This is a genomic window from Neptuniibacter sp. (assembly GCF_024231755.1).
Lineage (GTDB): Bacteria > Pseudomonadota > Gammaproteobacteria > Pseudomonadales > Balneatricaceae > Neptuniibacter.
In genome coordinates this window covers 19,532-35,883 of record NZ_JAAEQH010000241.1, presented here as the reverse complement: position 1 = coordinate 35,883, position 16,352 = coordinate 19,532, and the positions used below count along the sequence as shown (strand labels likewise).

Below are 16,352 nucleotides of genomic sequence, written 5' to 3'. Positions count from 1 at the left end.
GACACCCGCTTCATGCTGCTTGATGGCTTTGATGATTTGCTCTTCCGTGTAACGTTTCTTCATGTCGAGATCCCCATTTAGATCGTAGATTATCTGGAAATCTCATCGTCGTCATGGTGTTAAATTCGGGGGAAAGGTCATAACCAGTACTATTACGACTTAATTTCTATAGTAGACTTGCGCCTTTTAAAATAGACTGACCGCTCAGTCGCACACTTAGAATTCTTGATAGCAATCACAGGGAATAGTAATCGTCATCAAACCTTGTCTGCTAACGTTGTAAGAATCGAACCAGTTTTAATGAATTATTTTTTCCAATCCAGGCTCGTCAGAGCAGGTACCAACAAACGCTTCTGGAAGGTCTGGGCACCGCTTTCCATCATAGGCTTCTTTGCTATCTATTTTGCATTTAACCTGCTGGAAAATGTAGTTGCAGAACGCCTGGATCGAAAGGTACAGATTGCTGCGACAACAATTCAAAACCGTATCAATGACCATCTGGAAAGAGTTTATGTGGATCTGGATTTCATAGGCAAAAGCCAGATTACCCAGTCTCTTCTGGAGCAGCCCTATTCCAAAGAAAAACTTCAGAAAATCAATGCCTTCTTCCGGACTATGTCCGAAACCCATAAGATCTACGATCAGATCAGGTTACTATCCCCAACAGGACAAGAACTAGCACGGGTAAACTACAACGCAGGCTCACCGGAAATAATTAGCCCTGACAAACTACAGAATAAATCTGAGCGCTATTACTTTATTGAGGCGGCAAAGCTTCCGGCTGGCAAGGTGTACGTATCGCCAATTGACCTGAACATTGAAGATGGGCAGATAGAAAAACCCTATAAGCCGGTTATCCGTTTTGCTCGCCCTCTTTACGACCAAAATGGCAAACTTCAAGCGGTTCTGATACTGAACTATCTGGGTGATATTCTGCTAAATAATTTCCGGACAGAACTAACCTCTATCTCTGGTGATCGAATGCTGCTGAACAAAGATGGGTTCTGGTTATCGAACGATGTCCGGAGTAAAGAGTGGGGGTTCATGTTTAACAACCCAAACTCCTTTGCCAAGGATTACTCCGCAGCCTGGGATACTGTAAAACAGCAAAGACAGGGCACTCTTGATGGAGAAGATGAGAGAATCGACTTTGTAACTCTATCCCCTTTGAATGATGCTTACAGTGACATCACCGGACAGAACCACAAAATAAGTGATTGGAAAATGGTCGTGATTAACCAGGACCATCGCATGGGGCTACCCTTCTTCACTGAACACATGACTTATCTGTACCCACTTCTGTTAGCGTATCCATTGGGCTCAATTCTTCTCTGGTTCTGGGCACGCGCAGATTCGGGACGAGAGGTAGCCGAGCAGGAGCTAATCGCTCTAAACCGTTCTCTGGAGAAAAAGGTACATCGCCGGACTGCGGAACTAGAAGCAACCAAGGACGCGACTATCCTTAGCCTTGCAACACTGGCTGAAACACGAGATAGCGAAACCGGACAACACATATATCGAACCCAGCATTACATCAAAACGCTCGCTGATGAGCTGAAAAAACATCCGGATTTCAACACGCAGTTATCAGATGCATCTATCGAGCAGATTTATAAATCGGCTCCACTTCATGATGTAGGAAAAGTTGGCATTCCAGACAATATTCTGTTGAAGCCGGACCGACTTGCAGATGACGAATATGAACGAATGAAGCGTCATACAACCCTGGGGAGCGATGCTATTGAAGAAGCAATTAATTCCCTAAGCACCTCGCTTTCCATTGAGGATGGTTCTGGTACTTTCCTGCATTACGCCCGAGATATTGCGCATTACCATCATGAACGCTGGGATGGAAAGGGCTATCCTAAGGGATTGATTGGAGACAGCATTCCTCTGGCAGCGCGCTTGATGGCCATCGCAGATGTTTATGATGCTTTGGTTAGCGAACGTGTCTATAAAGAAGCATATAGCAGAGAAAAAGCTGAAGATATCATTCTTAATCAGAGCCATGGCCAATTTGACCCTAGAATTCTTGCTGCGTTTGAACAAGTTAAGGATCAGTTCTGGCAGATCAAATTACATTATTCAGATCCGGTCTGAATTAAAGGGCATTTTTTAAAAGGGTACTTTTTTCAAGGGCGCTTAGCAGATTAGTTAAGCGCCCTTCCCACTCTTCCTGACATACTCAAACAGATCTTCTTTAGATAAGGGCTTACTGAAGAGATAACCTTGCCCATAGTCACAGCCTAACTCTTTCAGTAACTGACATTGCTCTTCTGTTTCCACACCTTCGGCAATGGTTTTTAAACCCAGAGTTTTAGCCATCTGGATGATCGTTTTGACCAGAATATAATCATCCCCCTGCTCTTTCATATCACGAACAAAGGACTGATCAATCTTTAGATAATCAAACGGGTAATGCTTCAGGTAACTTAAGGACGAAAAACCGGTACCAAAGTCATCCAACGCTAATGTGAACCCCTGGCCTTTTATATGATTCAGCTGTTCAAGGGCATCATCAGGTGACTCAATCATTAGGTTTTCAGTTATTTCAATACACACCAACTCTGGATCCAGCCCATGACTTTGCGCAACTTCCTGCGTTTTCTCCCTACCACCATCACTGAAATTAAACTCTCCCGGTGAGCGGTTAACAGTCACACCAATTGGGCTATTAAGATCTGGCGCTAATTCTCTATTTAACTGGGCAAAAACCTGTACTGATCTGTCTAGGATCAGTTCACCCAGTTTTTGTATCAAGCCTGTGGACTCAGCAATTGGAACAAACTCGACAGGAGAAACCTGACCTAACTGCTCATCATTCCAACGTGCCAACGCTTCACAATGATGAACCGTCATATCCTGAAAATTAATAATCGGTTGGAAGTAGGGCTCTATAAGACCTTCAGATACCGCCTTATAAAGCCGGTTTTCTACCTTGTCATGTCGACGTGCCTGCCCTTCAAACTCCTGACTGTAGAAGCTGTAGCCACCACGATAATGTTCTTTTGCATAGCGTAATGCCCGGTAAGCATTACGCATCAAAGAATCAAGGTCATCCGCATCCTCTCCCAAAATACTGATACCTACCGAACAGGAAGGCAGGATCTCGCCAGACTCTGTTTCAATTTTCTCCTGAAATAAATCCAGAGTGCGCTTAAGCTGTTTTTCAAGGCGAGTGAAACTGTCATATCCAACCAGCAAGGCAAAATCATCCCCACCAAGCCGAGCTAGTACATCACTATCCCTAGTCTGGCTCTTTAGCTTTTCACCAACAGTTTTCACAACCATATCGCCAGCAACATGGCCATATGATGAGTTCACCATACTCAGGTTATCGATATTCATACGGATTAAAGCAATATGCTGGCTAGCCCTTTGCGCTACCGATATCGCCTTTTGGGCATGATCCTGAAATTCAAAGCTGTTGCTCAAACCAGTCAGATAGTCATGGGTCGCCTGATGATAAAGCTGCTTCTGCAACTCTTTCTCTGAACTGATATCTCTGAAACTAGAGATAAAGTTAGCTATTTCACCCAGCTCATTTTTAACCAGAGAAATAGAACTCCAGACAGGATAAGTTTCACCATTTTTCCGGCGGTTCCACAGCTCTCCCTGCCATATGCCTTTATCCATCAGGTCCCGCCACATTTCACGATAGAAAGATTTAGGCTGTAGACCTGAACTAAGAATGCTGGGGTTGTTGCCTATAAGTTCATCTCTGCTATAGCCACACGTCCTGACAAACGCAGCATTCACCTCAAGAATCGCATTGTTTGCATCGGAGACAAGCAAGCCTTCATTAGTGTGTTCAAACACACGATGAGAAAGGTCCAGTTGCTTATTTTTTTCCTGTAAAAGAGAGATCTGTTTTTGCTGTTCCCTTTCCCATAGCGCACGCTCCAATTCGGCAGAAGCACGTATTGCAAAGAGGTCAAAAATACCCAGAATGTTGTCACAAGCCTGATCCTTCTGCTTAAACAGAGCAACCAACAAGCCAATCGGCTTACCATTAGCATCTTTCAGGCTCTTACCCACATATCCTTCTAAGCCCAGATCAGCCAGCATTTTGTCACGGGGAAACAGTGTTGCTATATCACTAGGGTAGACACAGATACCACCGCTATACACCTGATCACAGGGAGTGCCTTCAAGATCATATGACAGTTTTTCACCCAACTGCCCTTCACACCATAAAGAGACCGTATCTGCTTTGTGTTCAACAAGATCCAAATCACCAATCAGCACATAATCAGCTTCTATCAACTGGGCAAGACTGGTCACCAGGGCATCGAAATATTGATGGCCACTGTATTCATTAACCAGCTTTAAGGCTTCATCGACAGATTGATCAAGTTTTAAACTCATACTACCTAATTCTTACTTAACTGAGCTCATTCCTGACTCGATTAAAGAGACCCCATTCGTCCTGAGTGATGGCATTGTTTTATAAGCATAGTCTTTTATCAGACCAGTTGTGCGGTTTCATTGACTCAGCTCAGCAGAGGTAAACTTTAGTATAACAAGTTAACTTTTCAGCTATTTATCAGATGTCTCTGTTTATTGCTGAGTCATCAATTTATCTCTATCAAGCAGTTGATAACTTACGACTGATTCCAGCCCCAGATGCACAAACAAGACAATCAACTCTGGCGGAGCGCTATGGTGTACTTGCAACCAAACTAATATGAGGCTCTTCAAGCCCTTGAGGATTGATGTTTGACAACAAAAAAGTGCTAAAAGCCTAAAAAATGTGTGCTCTATCACTCATGTTTAGTTGTGAAGTAGCTACACTGCTAATGGAGCATAGTGTAAGCATCAAAATGAGGACCACAATTTTGGACACTGAAGGTTATCGAATTCAGCTACCCGCCGGAGCTGTGATATTTCAGGAAGGTGAAGCCGGTGATCGCGCTTACATTGTTGATAGTGGGGAGATTGGTGTCTCCACTAGAGTTAATGACCGTGAGCTACAGTTTGCAATAGCCCAGCATGGAGACATTCTGGGAGAGATGGCCCTGATTGATCATGGTGTACGTACTGCAACTGCAACAGTACTCAATGATGCGGAATTAATTGTTATCCCCAAAGACTACATTCACCGCCTAGTTACAACTGCAGATCCGACTGTAAACCTGTTAATGCAGATAGTGATGCAGCGCTACCGCGAGATGAAATCCCACTTTGATACGATTTCTGCGGGAGGCTCCCTGGATAGTATTGAGGTCAAACCCAAGTTAGAAAATAGCCAGCTTAAAGCACAAACCGAGATGGCTATGCGCAGGGTTACCGAAGAGCAACGCTTACGTAAAGCGTTACATAATGATGAACTACGCTTGTTCTACCAGCCCATTATCGACCTTAATAATGGCGCGATTCTTGGTTGTGAAGCACTGATCCGCTGGCAAGACCCGGAACGGGGTTTGGTTCCTCCTATCCAGTTTATTGCCTTGGCTGAAGAAACCGGCCTAATCGAACCCATAGGTCATTGGATCTTTTCTGAGGCTAGTCAGGCAGTAAATAAATTCAATGCATTGGCCGGTAAGGATGATGCGTTCTTTATCAGCGTCAATCTATCCAGTCGCCAGATAGAGACCGACCGTCAGGTTGAAGTACTCACTGATTATCTTCTTGATAACGATATCGAACTCACTAATTTTAAATTGGAGATTACTGAAACACTATTGATGTCAGACCCACTGCGTATTTCGCAGGTACTGACTGAGTTTAAGCGTTTCGGTTGTAAAATCGCATTGGATGATTTTGGTACCGGCTATTCCAGTTTCAGTTATCTGCACCGTTTCCCGATTGACAGCATTAAGATCGACCGCTCTTTTGTTTCGACTATGGCAGAAAACCCCACCAGCAAAGCGATTGTCCGTACTCTTTGTACTCTGGCTGAGTCTCTGGAAATGAGCACTATTGCAGAAGGAGTTGAAGAGGAGAAGGATCAGACAATGCTACAAGCTTTCAACTGTAATTTCGGTCAGGGCTTTTACTACTCCACACCAATTCCTGAAGATGAATTTATGGCACTGATTCAGAAACAGCTAAGTGCAGCCTGAAGCAGGTTTACAGTACCTATGAACAAAGATCTAAATAAAGCGATACTACGTTGCAAATCAGTGATCTCCTTACCTGCGATCTATCAGAAGGTTACGGTAAAGATTGATCACCCACTTACTACGAACAATGAATTAGCCGAAATCGTTAAGCTGGATGCAGGGATATCCACCAAACTTCTGGCAATCGTGAACAGCTCTTTCTACGGTTTCCCAAGTCAGATTTCCACTATTTCACACGCTATCTCGTTGGTAGGCCTGAGAGACTTTAAAAATCTGGTACTCGGCTCCAGCGTGGTTAAACAATTCGAAGACGTACGGGCAACGGGTTTCCCAATCAACGAATTCTGGGACTATAGCTTACACTGCGCCATAGCAGCTAAAACACTAGGCAAACTCTGGGCCGGTCGGCAGGAGCAGGAAGCACTTTTTATAGCCGGTCTTCTACACGATGTGGGTAAACTGGTCATTGCCCAAGCCTGCCAAGACAGGTTAGATGAGATCCAACAGATCTGGCCAAACCAACAACCGGAACAGGAAAGAGAACTAATCGGCTTTGATCATGCAGAAGCCGGTGCAGAACTTATCAAATCTTGGGGGTTACCCGAACTTCTGTCCTGCGCTACCCGACAACACCACCAGCTTGATCTCGCGGAGACACCGGAAGCGACTGTCCTATGCGTCTATATGGCTAACGCCATTGCGTGTGGAGAAGAAAATAGAATTACTTCAGCCATTGAGATCTGCAACCAATATGTTGAAGAACCTCTAACGCCAGAGGCTCTAGAAGAGATGCAGTCGGAAATTATGGAAGAAAAGAGATCTTTGATCGGGGTTTATCTGTCCGGATAAGCCCTTAATCTGATTCTCCCTTACCCACTTAAATGTCCAACTGACTAACTTGTTGCAAAGCCTCTCTCTGATTAAGCTCATGCACGGATTACTGAATGATTAGGGCTTTGCGCATGACTGAGATACATCTGTACTAAGCCCAAACCTGATAATTAGCTGAGCCATTGGATTTCATAAACTTCCAAAGAGCTCACAATGACCATGAAGAAATGGCCCCGTGTAGTGTCATAATCATCGCAATCCATGAATAGAACTAATAAATTTATGAGAATGCATCATTTTTATTCATGATCCCCTCCAAGTATAAATACTCTCACTACTTAACGTTCAGCATTACACGACACCACCTCTAGCCTAATTATCAAAGTTTATTAATGGCTAGTAATCGTCGTAACAGCAATTAAACAGCCCAGGCTGTGCCAAGAAACAGGATCTAAGTCACATGAGTAAAGGTTTTAAATACACGGTGAAGCGTATCAGCTTCGATGAAAACTATGAGCCATCAAACAACACACGGCTGACAACTAACTTTGCGAATCTGGCACGCGGTGAAAAGCGTCAGGAGAATTTGAGCAAAGCGATCAAGATGATTGATAACAACTTTAATACGCTAGCGACCTGGGATAACCCAAACAATAATCGCTATTCTGTTGAACTAGAAATCATCCATGTCGATATTGATGTAGAGGGAAATGGCGAACACTTCCCAACCATTGAAATCCTTAAAACCTATATTGTTGATCATAAAACCGATCAACGTATCGAAGGCATTGTGGGCAACAACTTCTCTTCATATGTTCGCGATTATGATTTCAGCGTTCTTCTACTGAACCATAACAAGGATAAAGCTCAATTCAGCATCCCCGATAACTACGGTGAGCTGCATGGCAATATGTTCAAGGATTTTGTCTCTTCAGAAGCTTACCAACAGAATTTCAATAAGCTCCCTGTGATTTGCCTCAGCGTTTCAGATAATAAAACCTATTATCGAACCGCCAATAAACACCCGGTACTGGGTACTGAATATCAGCCAAATGAACCTTCATTAACTGAACAGTACTTCAAAAAAATGGGGATGGAGGTGCGCTACTTTATGCCGCCGAACAGTGTTGCTCCTTATGCTTTCTATTTCTATGGGGATCTGCTCAATGATTACACCAACCTTGAGTTGATCAGCACTCTCAGCACGATGGAAACTTTCCAGAAGATCTACCGGCCTGAGATCTACAACGCTAATGCGTTCGCTGGCGAAATCTACAAACCAAGTTTGCAGCATGATGACTTTTCTCTAACACAGGTTAATTACGACCGGGAAGAGCGCAGCCGCCTGGCAGTTGAACAAGGCAAATGGGCTGAAGAACACTTTATTAAGCCCTACGGAGACATTCTTAAAAAGTGGTCTGCAAATTACGCCTAATCCTTAGTTAAGAACCTTAAGATACAAATTAGAGAAATTATGAAAAAGCTATTACCTACTTCAACTGCAGGCAGCTTACCTAAACCTTCCTGGTTAGCAGAACCCGAGAAACTCTGGTCACCCTGGAAATTAGATGGTGCAGATTTAACCAACGGAAAACTAGATGCGCTACGTGTGACCTTGCAAGAACAAAGCAACGCAGGCATCGATATCGTTAGCGATGGGGAGCAAACCCGTCAGCACTTTGTAACCACATTTATAGAGAATTTGAATGGCGTTGATTTTGAAAAGCGAGAGACCGTCAGAATTCGCGACCGCTATGATGCCAGCGTCCCCACTGTTGTAGGCCCGGTTAGCCGCCAAAAACCAGTATTCGTAGATGACGCAAAGTTCTTACGTCAGCAAACAGATCAGCCCATCAAATGGGCTCTCCCAGGGCCGATGACCATGGTTGATACGCTTTACGATGCACATTATAAAAGTCGTAAAAAACTAGCCTGGGAATTTTCCAAAGCATTGAACGAAGAAGCCAAAGAGTTAGAAGCGGCTGGTGTTGATATTATTCAGTTCGATGAGCCTGCTTTTAATGTTTTTTTCGAAGAGGTGAATGAGTGGGGCATCGCGTGTTTAGAACGAGCGATTGAAGGACTCAAATGCGAAACGGCTGTACATATCTGTTATGGCTATGGCATCAAAGCCAATACAGACTGGAAAAAGACCCTGGGTTCAGAGTGGCGTCAGTACGAAGAGACGTTCCCATCATTACAGCAGTCAAATATCGATCTTATTTCTCTGGAGTGCCATAACGGCCGAGTACCGCTTGAAGTACTAGAGCTTATTCGCGGTAAAAAAGTGATGGTCGGTGCGATTGATGTGGCTACCAATACTATCGAGACACCTGAAGAAGTAGCGGAAACACTGCGTAATGCTCTCAAGTATATCGATGCAGACAAACTTTACCCTTGCACCAACTGCGGTATGGCTCCCCTACCCCGAGAAGTCGCAAGAGGTAAGCTCAATGCTTTACGTGCTGGAGCTGACATTGTAAGAAAGGAGCTCGCGGCCTAAGGCTGTTACAATGGTCAAATGAGAACAGAGGCCTGTGGCCTCTTACATTTTGGTAAAGCCTTCATCGGCAAACGCATAGAATTAGAAATTAATGAGTATCATTGAATTTATAACCCAGAACCTCCCAACCTTTCTAGCACTGCTTGCGACAGGCGCCTTTGCTGGTGTGTTAGCCGGTTTACTTGGCGTGGGTGGTGGTATCGTCATTGTGCCGGTACTGTTTTTCCTGTTTCAGGGCTTTGGCGTCTCAGCGGAATCGGCCATGCTGGTAGCGACGGCAACCTCATTAGCCACCATAGTACCCACCTCTATCAGCTCAATTCGCTCTCACAACAAGAAAGGTAATGTGGATTTCGAACTGTTAAAACACTGGGCAATTTTTATCTTCGCTGGCGTTCTAGTTGGTAGCTGGCTGGTTACCAGAGTTGACGGGACATGGCTAACAATGCTGTTCGGTGTCATCGCGACTTTATCTGCTTTGAATATGCTTTTCAGAACAGGAAAATCAGCGATGTTTCAGCAACTGCCGGGCAACGCCGGACAAACGATAATGGGAACATCCATCGGTTTTTTCAGTTCGATGGTGGGAATCGGTGGCGGTACTATCTCTGTGCCGCTACTCACCCTATATAACTACCCCGCTCATAAGGCAGTAGGCACAGCTGCAGCAATCGGCTTGATCATCTCATTACCAGGAGCAATCACTATGTTGATCATGGGTGATACCCCAAGTGATGCTCCTGCAGGTACATACGGACTAGTGAATCTAGTTGGTTTCCTTTGTATTGTTCCGCTAACCGTTCTCTTCGCGCCTGTTGGCGCATCGCTGGCCGCTAAACTTGACGCAGGGGTCCTTAAAAAAATCTTTGCTGTTGTGTTGCTTATAACGGGTGTGCGAATGCTGTTACAACTTGTTCTGTAGGTCAGCAGTAAGGGGAACCTTAAAGGGTTTCCCCATATGTTTAAGCTATTGAAATATGGTAATTATTCTTTCCGGACTTTTTAGCCTGATACATCGCCTGATCAGCGCTGCGGCGTAGATTCTCAGATCCATCCCCATGGGATGGATAAACAGAAGCACCTATACTAACGGTGACAAATAAATTGTGACTACCATAGTTTATAGGTTGTTTGATCGAACTTACTAACCTTTCACAAAGCTGTGTAATATCTTTGTCTGATTCAATCTGACTAAGTACTACAAGAAATTCATCCCCGCCTATGCGGCAAGCCGTATCTGACTCACGAATTTCTGCGGAAATTCGCTCCGCACAATTTTTTAAAATATGGTCGCCACAGTCATGCCCGTAGTTATCATTAATCGCTTTAAAACCATCCAGATCAAGAAATAATAAAGCAGCCTTTGTGTCCTGCCTTTTGGCAAGCTTTAATGCCATCTCCAGACGGTCATTAGCCAAACGCAGCGTCGGAAGGCCTGTCAGAGCGTCATGGTTAGCTTGGTACTCTATATGTTGTTTCTGCTCTTCGATGGTCTGATTTTGCTCTGAAAGTTTCAAAAGCAGCTCGTCCATCTCCTGACGATGTTCAGTGATAGTGACCGCTATAAGAACAACAAACATAATGGAGCCAAACAATGTCGTTGCCCAGGAGGCAAAAGAGGCAACATATAGATCTGCAGAACCAGGAAACCCATAACCCAAAAAAACAAAGCGATATAGGCTGAAAGCAAACACCGTAAGCAGTATGCACCCGGTTATTAAAGCTGCCCTGTTACTGATAAAAAATAAGCCAATTATCAGACTGAACATAGCCCACATCATACCGTTGCCAACAGCCCCATAATTGAGGATACCAATACCACCGATTAAGGCACTGAAAATCAGAATACTCCAGACCCTGAACTGTATCGGTAGTTTATTCGGTAGAAAGTACATTACTGCAAAAAAGCATAAAGCAGAGATATGCACCGTATAGGCAGGTAACCAGCCTGTATAAAGAGCTCTACTAACAGATAATGGGACAGCGATCAGCCCCAGCAAAAAGACACCTTTAATAAGACGCGATACTGCATTTTCTTTTAGAGTCAGGATCCGTTCCTGAATTTCATCGCGTGGGGTCTTCATCCATTTTCTCACACAGGGTCATGATTTATTTATGACATAAAATAGATAAGGGAAACAAGCCGTACCTACTGGCGAAAGACCATTGATCAGCCAAATTAACCCCAAAGAACCGGTCTTAAGGAAAAAGCCAAGTAGAACTTGTTCGCAGGTTGGTTCAGTAAAACGGGGCTAACGTTAAAACAGGCACTAAATTATATTTTCAGTAACTGTCGATTATGGATACGACTCAAGAGCAAAATTGCGCATATTGCACCGGTCAAAGCCAATGCCATGTCGGATTGAGTATCCCAAACATAACCTTGCGTCCCCAGAAAGGCTTCAGCATCCTCACCGCTCAGGAGAGCAACCCACCACTCTATCAGCTCATAGAAAGCACTGAAGGCAAGGCAGACAGAAACGATAAACAGATTAAGCCAAGCTGTATTCTTAACCACCTGCTTTCGAATCAAGATCTCTCTCGCAAGAATGGCTGGTATAAATCCCTGAGCGAAATGCCCTACTTTGTCGTAGTTATTTCTTTCCATACCCCAAAGATCATCAAACAGAGGAACTTCCGCATAAGTATAGTGCCCACCTACCATCAGGATTACACAGTGCGCCAATATCAGAAAATAGAGAAGCGGAGTTAGTGGAAAAGAACGCATGGTCAGGAGTAACAAGATTCCCCCTGCGATAGCGGGAAAGACTTCCAGGAACCAGGTCAGTTGATCTTTAGGTTCAATTCCTGACCAGATCAACACTGTTGAATAGATTAGGATCCAGAGATATTTGATGGCTGCCCCCTATCTATTTACTTGGGTGATAGGCGATGCATTAAGCATCATCCCCCCATTCATTAAAAGTAAAATCGTCTTCCGTTGCTTTCTTCCGGTCATACATCCAATACAAGCCATCAACAGGGAGAATAGCAACCAGACCTTCACTATCACCACTCTGAGAGGCTGTGTCCATAATCAGTTCTGCAATTTTCTCTGCTTGCTCTTCGCTTGTATAAACATCAACCTGAGTATGATTCACAAGTTCACGCTGTTGATAAGCATCGTTGTATAAACCACGTCCACGTACTTCATGTATGGTATAACCGCGAACACCTGATTGAATCAGAGCATCTTCAATAAAATTAAGACGCATCTCATCAACGATTGCAGAAACTTTTTTTAGAGCCATTGTTATTCTTCCTAGTAGACACAATGTCTAAGAATAGAAGCTAAATTCGGACAAACCAACCTGCTGCAGTACTGATATCTGAAAAATATGTTCAGGATCAAGGTCTCAACAGATGTGGTAGCAACTCAGCTGATACTTTGTTTTACTGCTTAGGTGTTAATTGCTTGTAAATACTGTACAACTAGCCCCAGAAAACTGATCGTCACCAGACACGAGCTCCACTTAAAATGCGCTTCCCACATTTGGCAATCAATCCCTTTAGCCTTTTAGCTACATTGGTCATTCTGCTTTTTTCATTTTCTGTGCAAGCTGAGAGCAAGAAATTACTTATCCTCGATTCACAATCTGGGGATCCTTATGATGCTGCAAGAGAAGCGATGCTTGAGGAGTTAGAGGCGCAAGGCTTTCAGATTAAAAAGAACCTTGAAGTCAAACGTTTTACTATCGGCAATAAGATTGGTCTGGGGCTGAGACTTCTTCGTACTGAAGCTGCAAAACACGACGTGGTTTTTGTCAATGGGACCATGGCAAACAAAGCGGCACACCAATTCGGCTTTAATGACAGCAGATACAAGTTCGTTTTTTGCAGTGTTACCGATCCTGTAGGTTCTGGCTTGGTGGCAGCTTTAAACCAACCCAGCACCTCAAACTTCACTGGAATTTCATACGGCCTTCCAGTAGATGTTCGTCTTAAATTCCTCAATGAAGTCCTACCTGAAGCCAAAACCATTGGTTTGATCTACGCAGACATGCCGCAATCAATCAGTTATATCGGTTGGCTGAAAGCTGCCCTTAAGAAGCCAGAATTCAGTCATCTCAATATCATCTTCAGGAAAATACCCTTTGTACATGGTGACAATGGTCACATCAGGATGGCGCGGCTGATGGAACAGCAAATAGATGAACTAAGCTCTCAAGTAGACGCGTTTATTACTCCAAGTGACCAGCTTGGTACAAAACGTGAGTATGCTCAGGTAATAACCCAGTATTCCAATAAACCACTTATGGGTCTGTCTGAAAAAGAGATCTCTGAAGGCTGGGGAGCTCATTTTGGTGTTTATCCTGACCAGAAACGATCAGGAAAAATTGCGGGTGAAATGATCACACGTCTATTTAATGGGGAAAAGATCCAGAATATAACTCCTGTTTCCCCTGCAGCGGTTTATGGTATCAATCAGGAAAAGTCTACAAAGATTAAACTGGACTATCCTGATTCAGTTTTATCAAAAGTAGGCGGTAATCTCTTTTAAGCCTTTGCCACTCTCCGGCGTGCTCTTTAGGTTTTCTTTTCTGTGCATGGCCCCTCACCTGCTACAGATCTAATAAGATGACGGTATTTTTCAGCCATCATTTCCCAACTAAACTCTGCAACATCAGGGGTGATACTTTTGCGATTACTGATTAAATCTATCTGCTTAATGATTACATCAACAGCTGAGGCTGCCTCAACCTCGATATCCTTATCACAAGCGTATAAGTATTCCTCACTAAACATCTCTGAATAAGACATACGGTCAGGCAAGACAGGTATACAACCCTGAGCAACTGCTTCCAGTACCGATAACCCCTGGAATTCATGAATAGCAGTCGAAATAAAAATATCCGAACATGACAGCCACGCCAAATACTCTTCTTTGGTAGCCGCATACCCCATATGATCAATCCGGTGACCAAACTCTTCTCTGATCTGCTCAAAATCCTGAGGCGAGTTTTTGAAACTCTGACCCATGATGCACAACCGGAAATCTACGCCTCGCTTTTCAAGCAACCTCAATACAGAAAGCAATCTATCGGGCCCCTTGTCATACTCCCACCGTGCAGCCCAAGTGATATGAATAGGTAAACCCGTTTTATTCGCTGTAGAGCTTAGGCCTCGTTTCTGAACAGCACGAACTTGCTTGATCACATCAAAGTTAGTGGATTCAAAACATTCGTTATTCAGGGGAACCCCTAGCACAAGGGATTTCTCAGTCAGGTGCTCAATGACTCCTGGTGGAACACAATCGGGCATTTTTCTGAGCAGTAAGTCAGCGCCGTTGAGCATAGTTTGACGATTATATTCGCTATTAAAAACGATTCGGTCAGCAGCCAAAGCGGTATAAAGATTCAAGACTTTAGGTTCTACCGATTTAAACTGGTTTTTAGACTCTGGATAGGCAAACTGATTCTCGTGGAAATAAACCAGTGTAGGAATAGATGCAAGCTGGGGCACAAAACCCCTGAGTGCAGACAGATCCGTCATTGAGGTTGCGATAACAAGATCATAAGGCTGCTCCAGTGTTGCCCTTTCACCAAAGGCCCAACTTAAGCTATTACCCCGCATACGCCAGCTGAAGTACCTTCCTGGCAGGCTTAATACTGTCCAATCGTGTTCTGGTAGATTACTAACCAAACCTTGCCGCCAATAGATATGGCTTTCTGCATCATACGCAGATAACAGTAATATTTTCATGCTGCTCGTTCTGATCGCTTAAGTGACATACCTATCGATACCCCGCGATATTGAGCCTGATGGTATTACTATTTGCAACTTTTCCCCTAAACATACCTGCAGACCCTCGGATCAATAATACTCGCATCAACACAACTTACAGATGAAGAGGAAACGGCATGAACAAGAAAACACTGGATCAATTGGAACAGCAAGTTACCGCACAGATCACTGAAGGCGATATTATCTTTATATCCATTGATAGCTTTCTCTATCGTCAGGTGGCCAAAGGCACAGGAAGCTGGACCTCCCATGTCGGTTTTGTCATCCAAGAAAACAACGAATGGTTTGTACTGGAAAGTGCTGTGCCAACAGTCACCAAATGCCCACTGCGCAAGTTTCTATCCCGAACCCGTAACAGCGAAGTGGCTATCAAACGCCTGCCGCAAGAACTATTTCAAACAGAGATCAAAGCGCTGAAACAGGCTGCAGGAAAACGCATGGGAAAATTCTATCATCTGGGCTTTAACTTTGATTCCACGCGTCAGTTCTGTTCTAAGTTCGTTTACCTCACCTACAAAGAAGCGCTGGGTATCGAACTGGGGAAAGTTCAGACATTAAGGGAGCTACTTGATGAAAACCCACAGGCCAGCGTTAATTTTTGGCGCTGCTGGTATTTTGGATTTATCCCATGGCAACGCAGAACAGTAACACCCGCTAGCCAGTTGAATGATCCACAATTGTTAGAGGTGTTTTCAACTGTTGCTGAAACCACCTCAGTCATCACTGAAGTTACTGGTAACGCCCTGCCGTAATAAATTCTGAAAAAGTCTCACACCAGATAATCACAGAGTTGTAGTTATTAATTTCCACTCCTGCAGGAACTGGGACTACAAAGTTACCGAAGCTTTTAATATCTGCAACTCTGACCATCTGGGATTTAGCTTGCAAAAAGGTTTCTTCATCTTCGACAAAACTTGGTGACAGATATAGCTTGTAATCCGGCCCTGGTGCTAATTCACCTTCGAAGGCAATCAGTTGACTACCCAGAGAAACCGTACCCTCACCCCAATGCAGGGAATCACTACCTTTCAACTCTTTCTTAAACTGAGCCTGGAAGCTGGAGGCCTGTTTAGCTGAGGTAACAGCCTGTACTGTTGCAGGCTCTTCTTCGATAAGAATTGGCAACAGATAGATTCCCAGAGCAAACCCAATAAAACCTACAGCGGCATGTGAGCCGAGAAGAAATAATTTACGCATTATCAAACAAC

General features: G+C 44.0%; 14 protein-coding genes. 8 read left to right on the top strand and 6 right to left on the bottom strand.

The features are described from left to right. The first annotated feature begins 300 nt into the window (after nucleotides 1-300). Nucleotides 301-2,100, top strand: coding sequence for an HD domain-containing phosphohydrolase (locus tag GY843_RS12900; protein ID WP_297310272.1), 1,800 nt, complete (start codon nucleotides 301-303; stop codon nucleotides 2,098-2,100). Between the two features lie 54 nt (nucleotides 2,101-2,154). Here GY843_RS12900 and GY843_RS12895 read toward each other — a convergent pair whose 3' ends face one another. Next, nucleotides 2,155-4,368 carry an EAL domain-containing protein gene (locus tag GY843_RS12895; protein ID WP_297310270.1) on the bottom strand — a complete coding sequence of 738 codons (2,214 nt, stop codon included), beginning with the start codon at nucleotides 4,366-4,368 and terminating at the stop codon, nucleotides 2,155-2,157. 455 nt (nucleotides 4,369-4,823) lie between these two features. Between GY843_RS12895 and GY843_RS12890 the strand changes: the two genes are divergently transcribed. The 5 genes from GY843_RS12890 (at nucleotide 4,824) to GY843_RS12870 (ending at nucleotide 10,321) form a co-directional block, all read left to right on the top strand. After that, the gene (locus GY843_RS12890) at nucleotides 4,824-6,065 is read left to right on the top strand and encodes an EAL domain-containing protein (RefSeq protein ID WP_297310268.1); all 1,242 of its coding nucleotides are present in this window, start codon (nucleotides 4,824-4,826) and stop codon (nucleotides 6,063-6,065) included. Between the two features lie 18 nt (nucleotides 6,066-6,083). Next, a complete protein-coding gene (locus GY843_RS12885; protein WP_297310266.1) occupies nucleotides 6,084-6,914 on the top strand; it encodes an HDOD domain-containing protein in 831 nt (276 codons plus the stop codon). 442 nt (nucleotides 6,915-7,356) lie between these two features. Further along, on the top strand, nucleotides 7,357-8,331 hold the full coding sequence (locus tag GY843_RS12880) for a DUF1852 domain-containing protein (protein ID WP_297310264.1): 975 nt from the start codon (nucleotides 7,357-7,359) through the stop codon (nucleotides 8,329-8,331). Between the two features lie 39 nt (nucleotides 8,332-8,370). Further along, nucleotides 8,371-9,399 (top strand): methionine synthase, encoded by a 1,029-nt coding sequence (locus tag GY843_RS12875; protein ID WP_297310261.1) that lies wholly within the window; start codon nucleotides 8,371-8,373, stop codon nucleotides 9,397-9,399. Between the two features lie 91 nt (nucleotides 9,400-9,490). Further along, nucleotides 9,491-10,321: a sulfite exporter TauE/SafE family protein gene (locus tag GY843_RS12870; protein WP_297310260.1), complete on the top strand. Its 831-nt coding sequence runs from the start codon at nucleotides 9,491-9,493 to the stop codon at nucleotides 10,319-10,321. Between the two features lie 40 nt (nucleotides 10,322-10,361). Here GY843_RS12870 and GY843_RS12865 read toward each other — a convergent pair whose 3' ends face one another. The 3 genes from GY843_RS12865 to GY843_RS12855 all read right to left on the bottom strand — a co-directional run bounded on the left by GY843_RS12865 (nucleotide 10,362) and on the right by GY843_RS12855 (nucleotide 12,650). Next, a complete protein-coding gene (locus tag GY843_RS12865; protein WP_297310258.1) occupies nucleotides 10,362-11,483 on the bottom strand; it encodes a GGDEF domain-containing protein in 1,122 nt (373 codons plus the stop codon). A gap of 191 nt (nucleotides 11,484-11,674) precedes the next feature. Next, entirely contained in the window at nucleotides 11,675-12,142 is a 468-nt protein-coding gene (locus GY843_RS12860; RefSeq protein WP_297310256.1) for a DUF2238 domain-containing protein, read from the bottom strand. Between the two features lie 154 nt (nucleotides 12,143-12,296). Further along, a complete protein-coding gene (locus GY843_RS12855; RefSeq protein WP_297310254.1) occupies nucleotides 12,297-12,650 on the bottom strand; it encodes a P-II family nitrogen regulator in 354 nt (117 codons plus the stop codon). A 227-nt stretch (nucleotides 12,651-12,877) separates the two neighbouring features. Here GY843_RS12855 and GY843_RS12850 point away from each other — a divergent pair, with 227 nt between their 5' ends. Continuing rightward, nucleotides 12,878-13,900, top strand: coding sequence for an ABC transporter substrate binding protein (locus GY843_RS12850; protein ID WP_297310252.1), 1,023 nt, complete (start codon nucleotides 12,878-12,880; stop codon nucleotides 13,898-13,900). Between the two features lie 26 nt (nucleotides 13,901-13,926). Here GY843_RS12850 and GY843_RS12845 read toward each other — a convergent pair whose 3' ends face one another. Next, a complete protein-coding gene (locus GY843_RS12845; protein ID WP_297310250.1) occupies nucleotides 13,927-15,102 on the bottom strand; it encodes a DUF3524 domain-containing protein in 1,176 nt (391 codons plus the stop codon). A gap of 158 nt (nucleotides 15,103-15,260) precedes the next feature. Between GY843_RS12845 and GY843_RS12840 the strand changes: the two genes are divergently transcribed. Then, entirely contained in the window at nucleotides 15,261-15,896 is a 636-nt protein-coding gene (locus GY843_RS12840) for a YiiX/YebB-like N1pC/P60 family cysteine hydrolase (protein ID WP_297310248.1), read from the top strand. Here GY843_RS12840 and GY843_RS12835 read toward each other — a convergent pair. Continuing rightward, a complete protein-coding gene (locus GY843_RS12835; protein ID WP_297310246.1) occupies nucleotides 15,874-16,341 on the bottom strand; it encodes a DM13 domain-containing protein in 468 nt (155 codons plus the stop codon). The genes GY843_RS12840 and GY843_RS12835 overlap by 23 nt on opposite strands. Nucleotides 16,342-16,352 lie beyond the last annotated feature (11 nt).

Excerpts from the sequence above, each read along its gene's own strand:
- GY843_RS12900 (WP_297310272.1), top strand. The coding sequence starts at position 301 with ATGAATTATTTTTTCCAATCCAGGCTCGTCAGAGCAGGTACCAACAAA.
- GY843_RS12895 (WP_297310270.1), bottom strand. The coding sequence starts at position 4,368 with ATGAGTTTAAAACTTGATCAATCTGTCGATGAAGCCTTAAAGCTGGTT.
- GY843_RS12890 (WP_297310268.1), top strand. The coding sequence starts at position 4,824 with ATGAGGACCACAATTTTGGACACTGAAGGTTATCGAATTCAGCTACCC.
- GY843_RS12885 (WP_297310266.1), top strand. The coding sequence starts at position 6,084 with ATGAACAAAGATCTAAATAAAGCGATACTACGTTGCAAATCAGTGATC.
- GY843_RS12880 (WP_297310264.1), top strand. The coding sequence starts at position 7,357 with ATGAGTAAAGGTTTTAAATACACGGTGAAGCGTATCAGCTTCGATGAA.
- GY843_RS12875 (WP_297310261.1), top strand. The coding sequence starts at position 8,371 with ATGAAAAAGCTATTACCTACTTCAACTGCAGGCAGCTTACCTAAACCT.
- GY843_RS12870 (WP_297310260.1), top strand. The coding sequence starts at position 9,491 with ATGAGTATCATTGAATTTATAACCCAGAACCTCCCAACCTTTCTAGCA.
- GY843_RS12865 (WP_297310258.1), bottom strand. The coding sequence starts at position 11,483 with ATGAAGACCCCACGCGATGAAATTCAGGAACGGATCCTGACTCTAAAA.
- GY843_RS12855 (WP_297310254.1), bottom strand. The coding sequence starts at position 12,650 with ATGGCTCTAAAAAAAGTTTCTGCAATCGTTGATGAGATGCGTCTTAAT.
- GY843_RS12850 (WP_297310252.1), top strand. The coding sequence starts at position 12,878 with ATGCGCTTCCCACATTTGGCAATCAATCCCTTTAGCCTTTTAGCTACA.
- GY843_RS12845 (WP_297310250.1), bottom strand. The coding sequence starts at position 15,102 with ATGAAAATATTACTGTTATCTGCGTATGATGCAGAAAGCCATATCTAT.
- GY843_RS12840 (WP_297310248.1), top strand. The coding sequence starts at position 15,261 with ATGAACAAGAAAACACTGGATCAATTGGAACAGCAAGTTACCGCACAG.
- GY843_RS12835 (WP_297310246.1), bottom strand. The coding sequence starts at position 16,341 with ATGCGTAAATTATTTCTTCTCGGCTCACATGCCGCTGTAGGTTTTATT.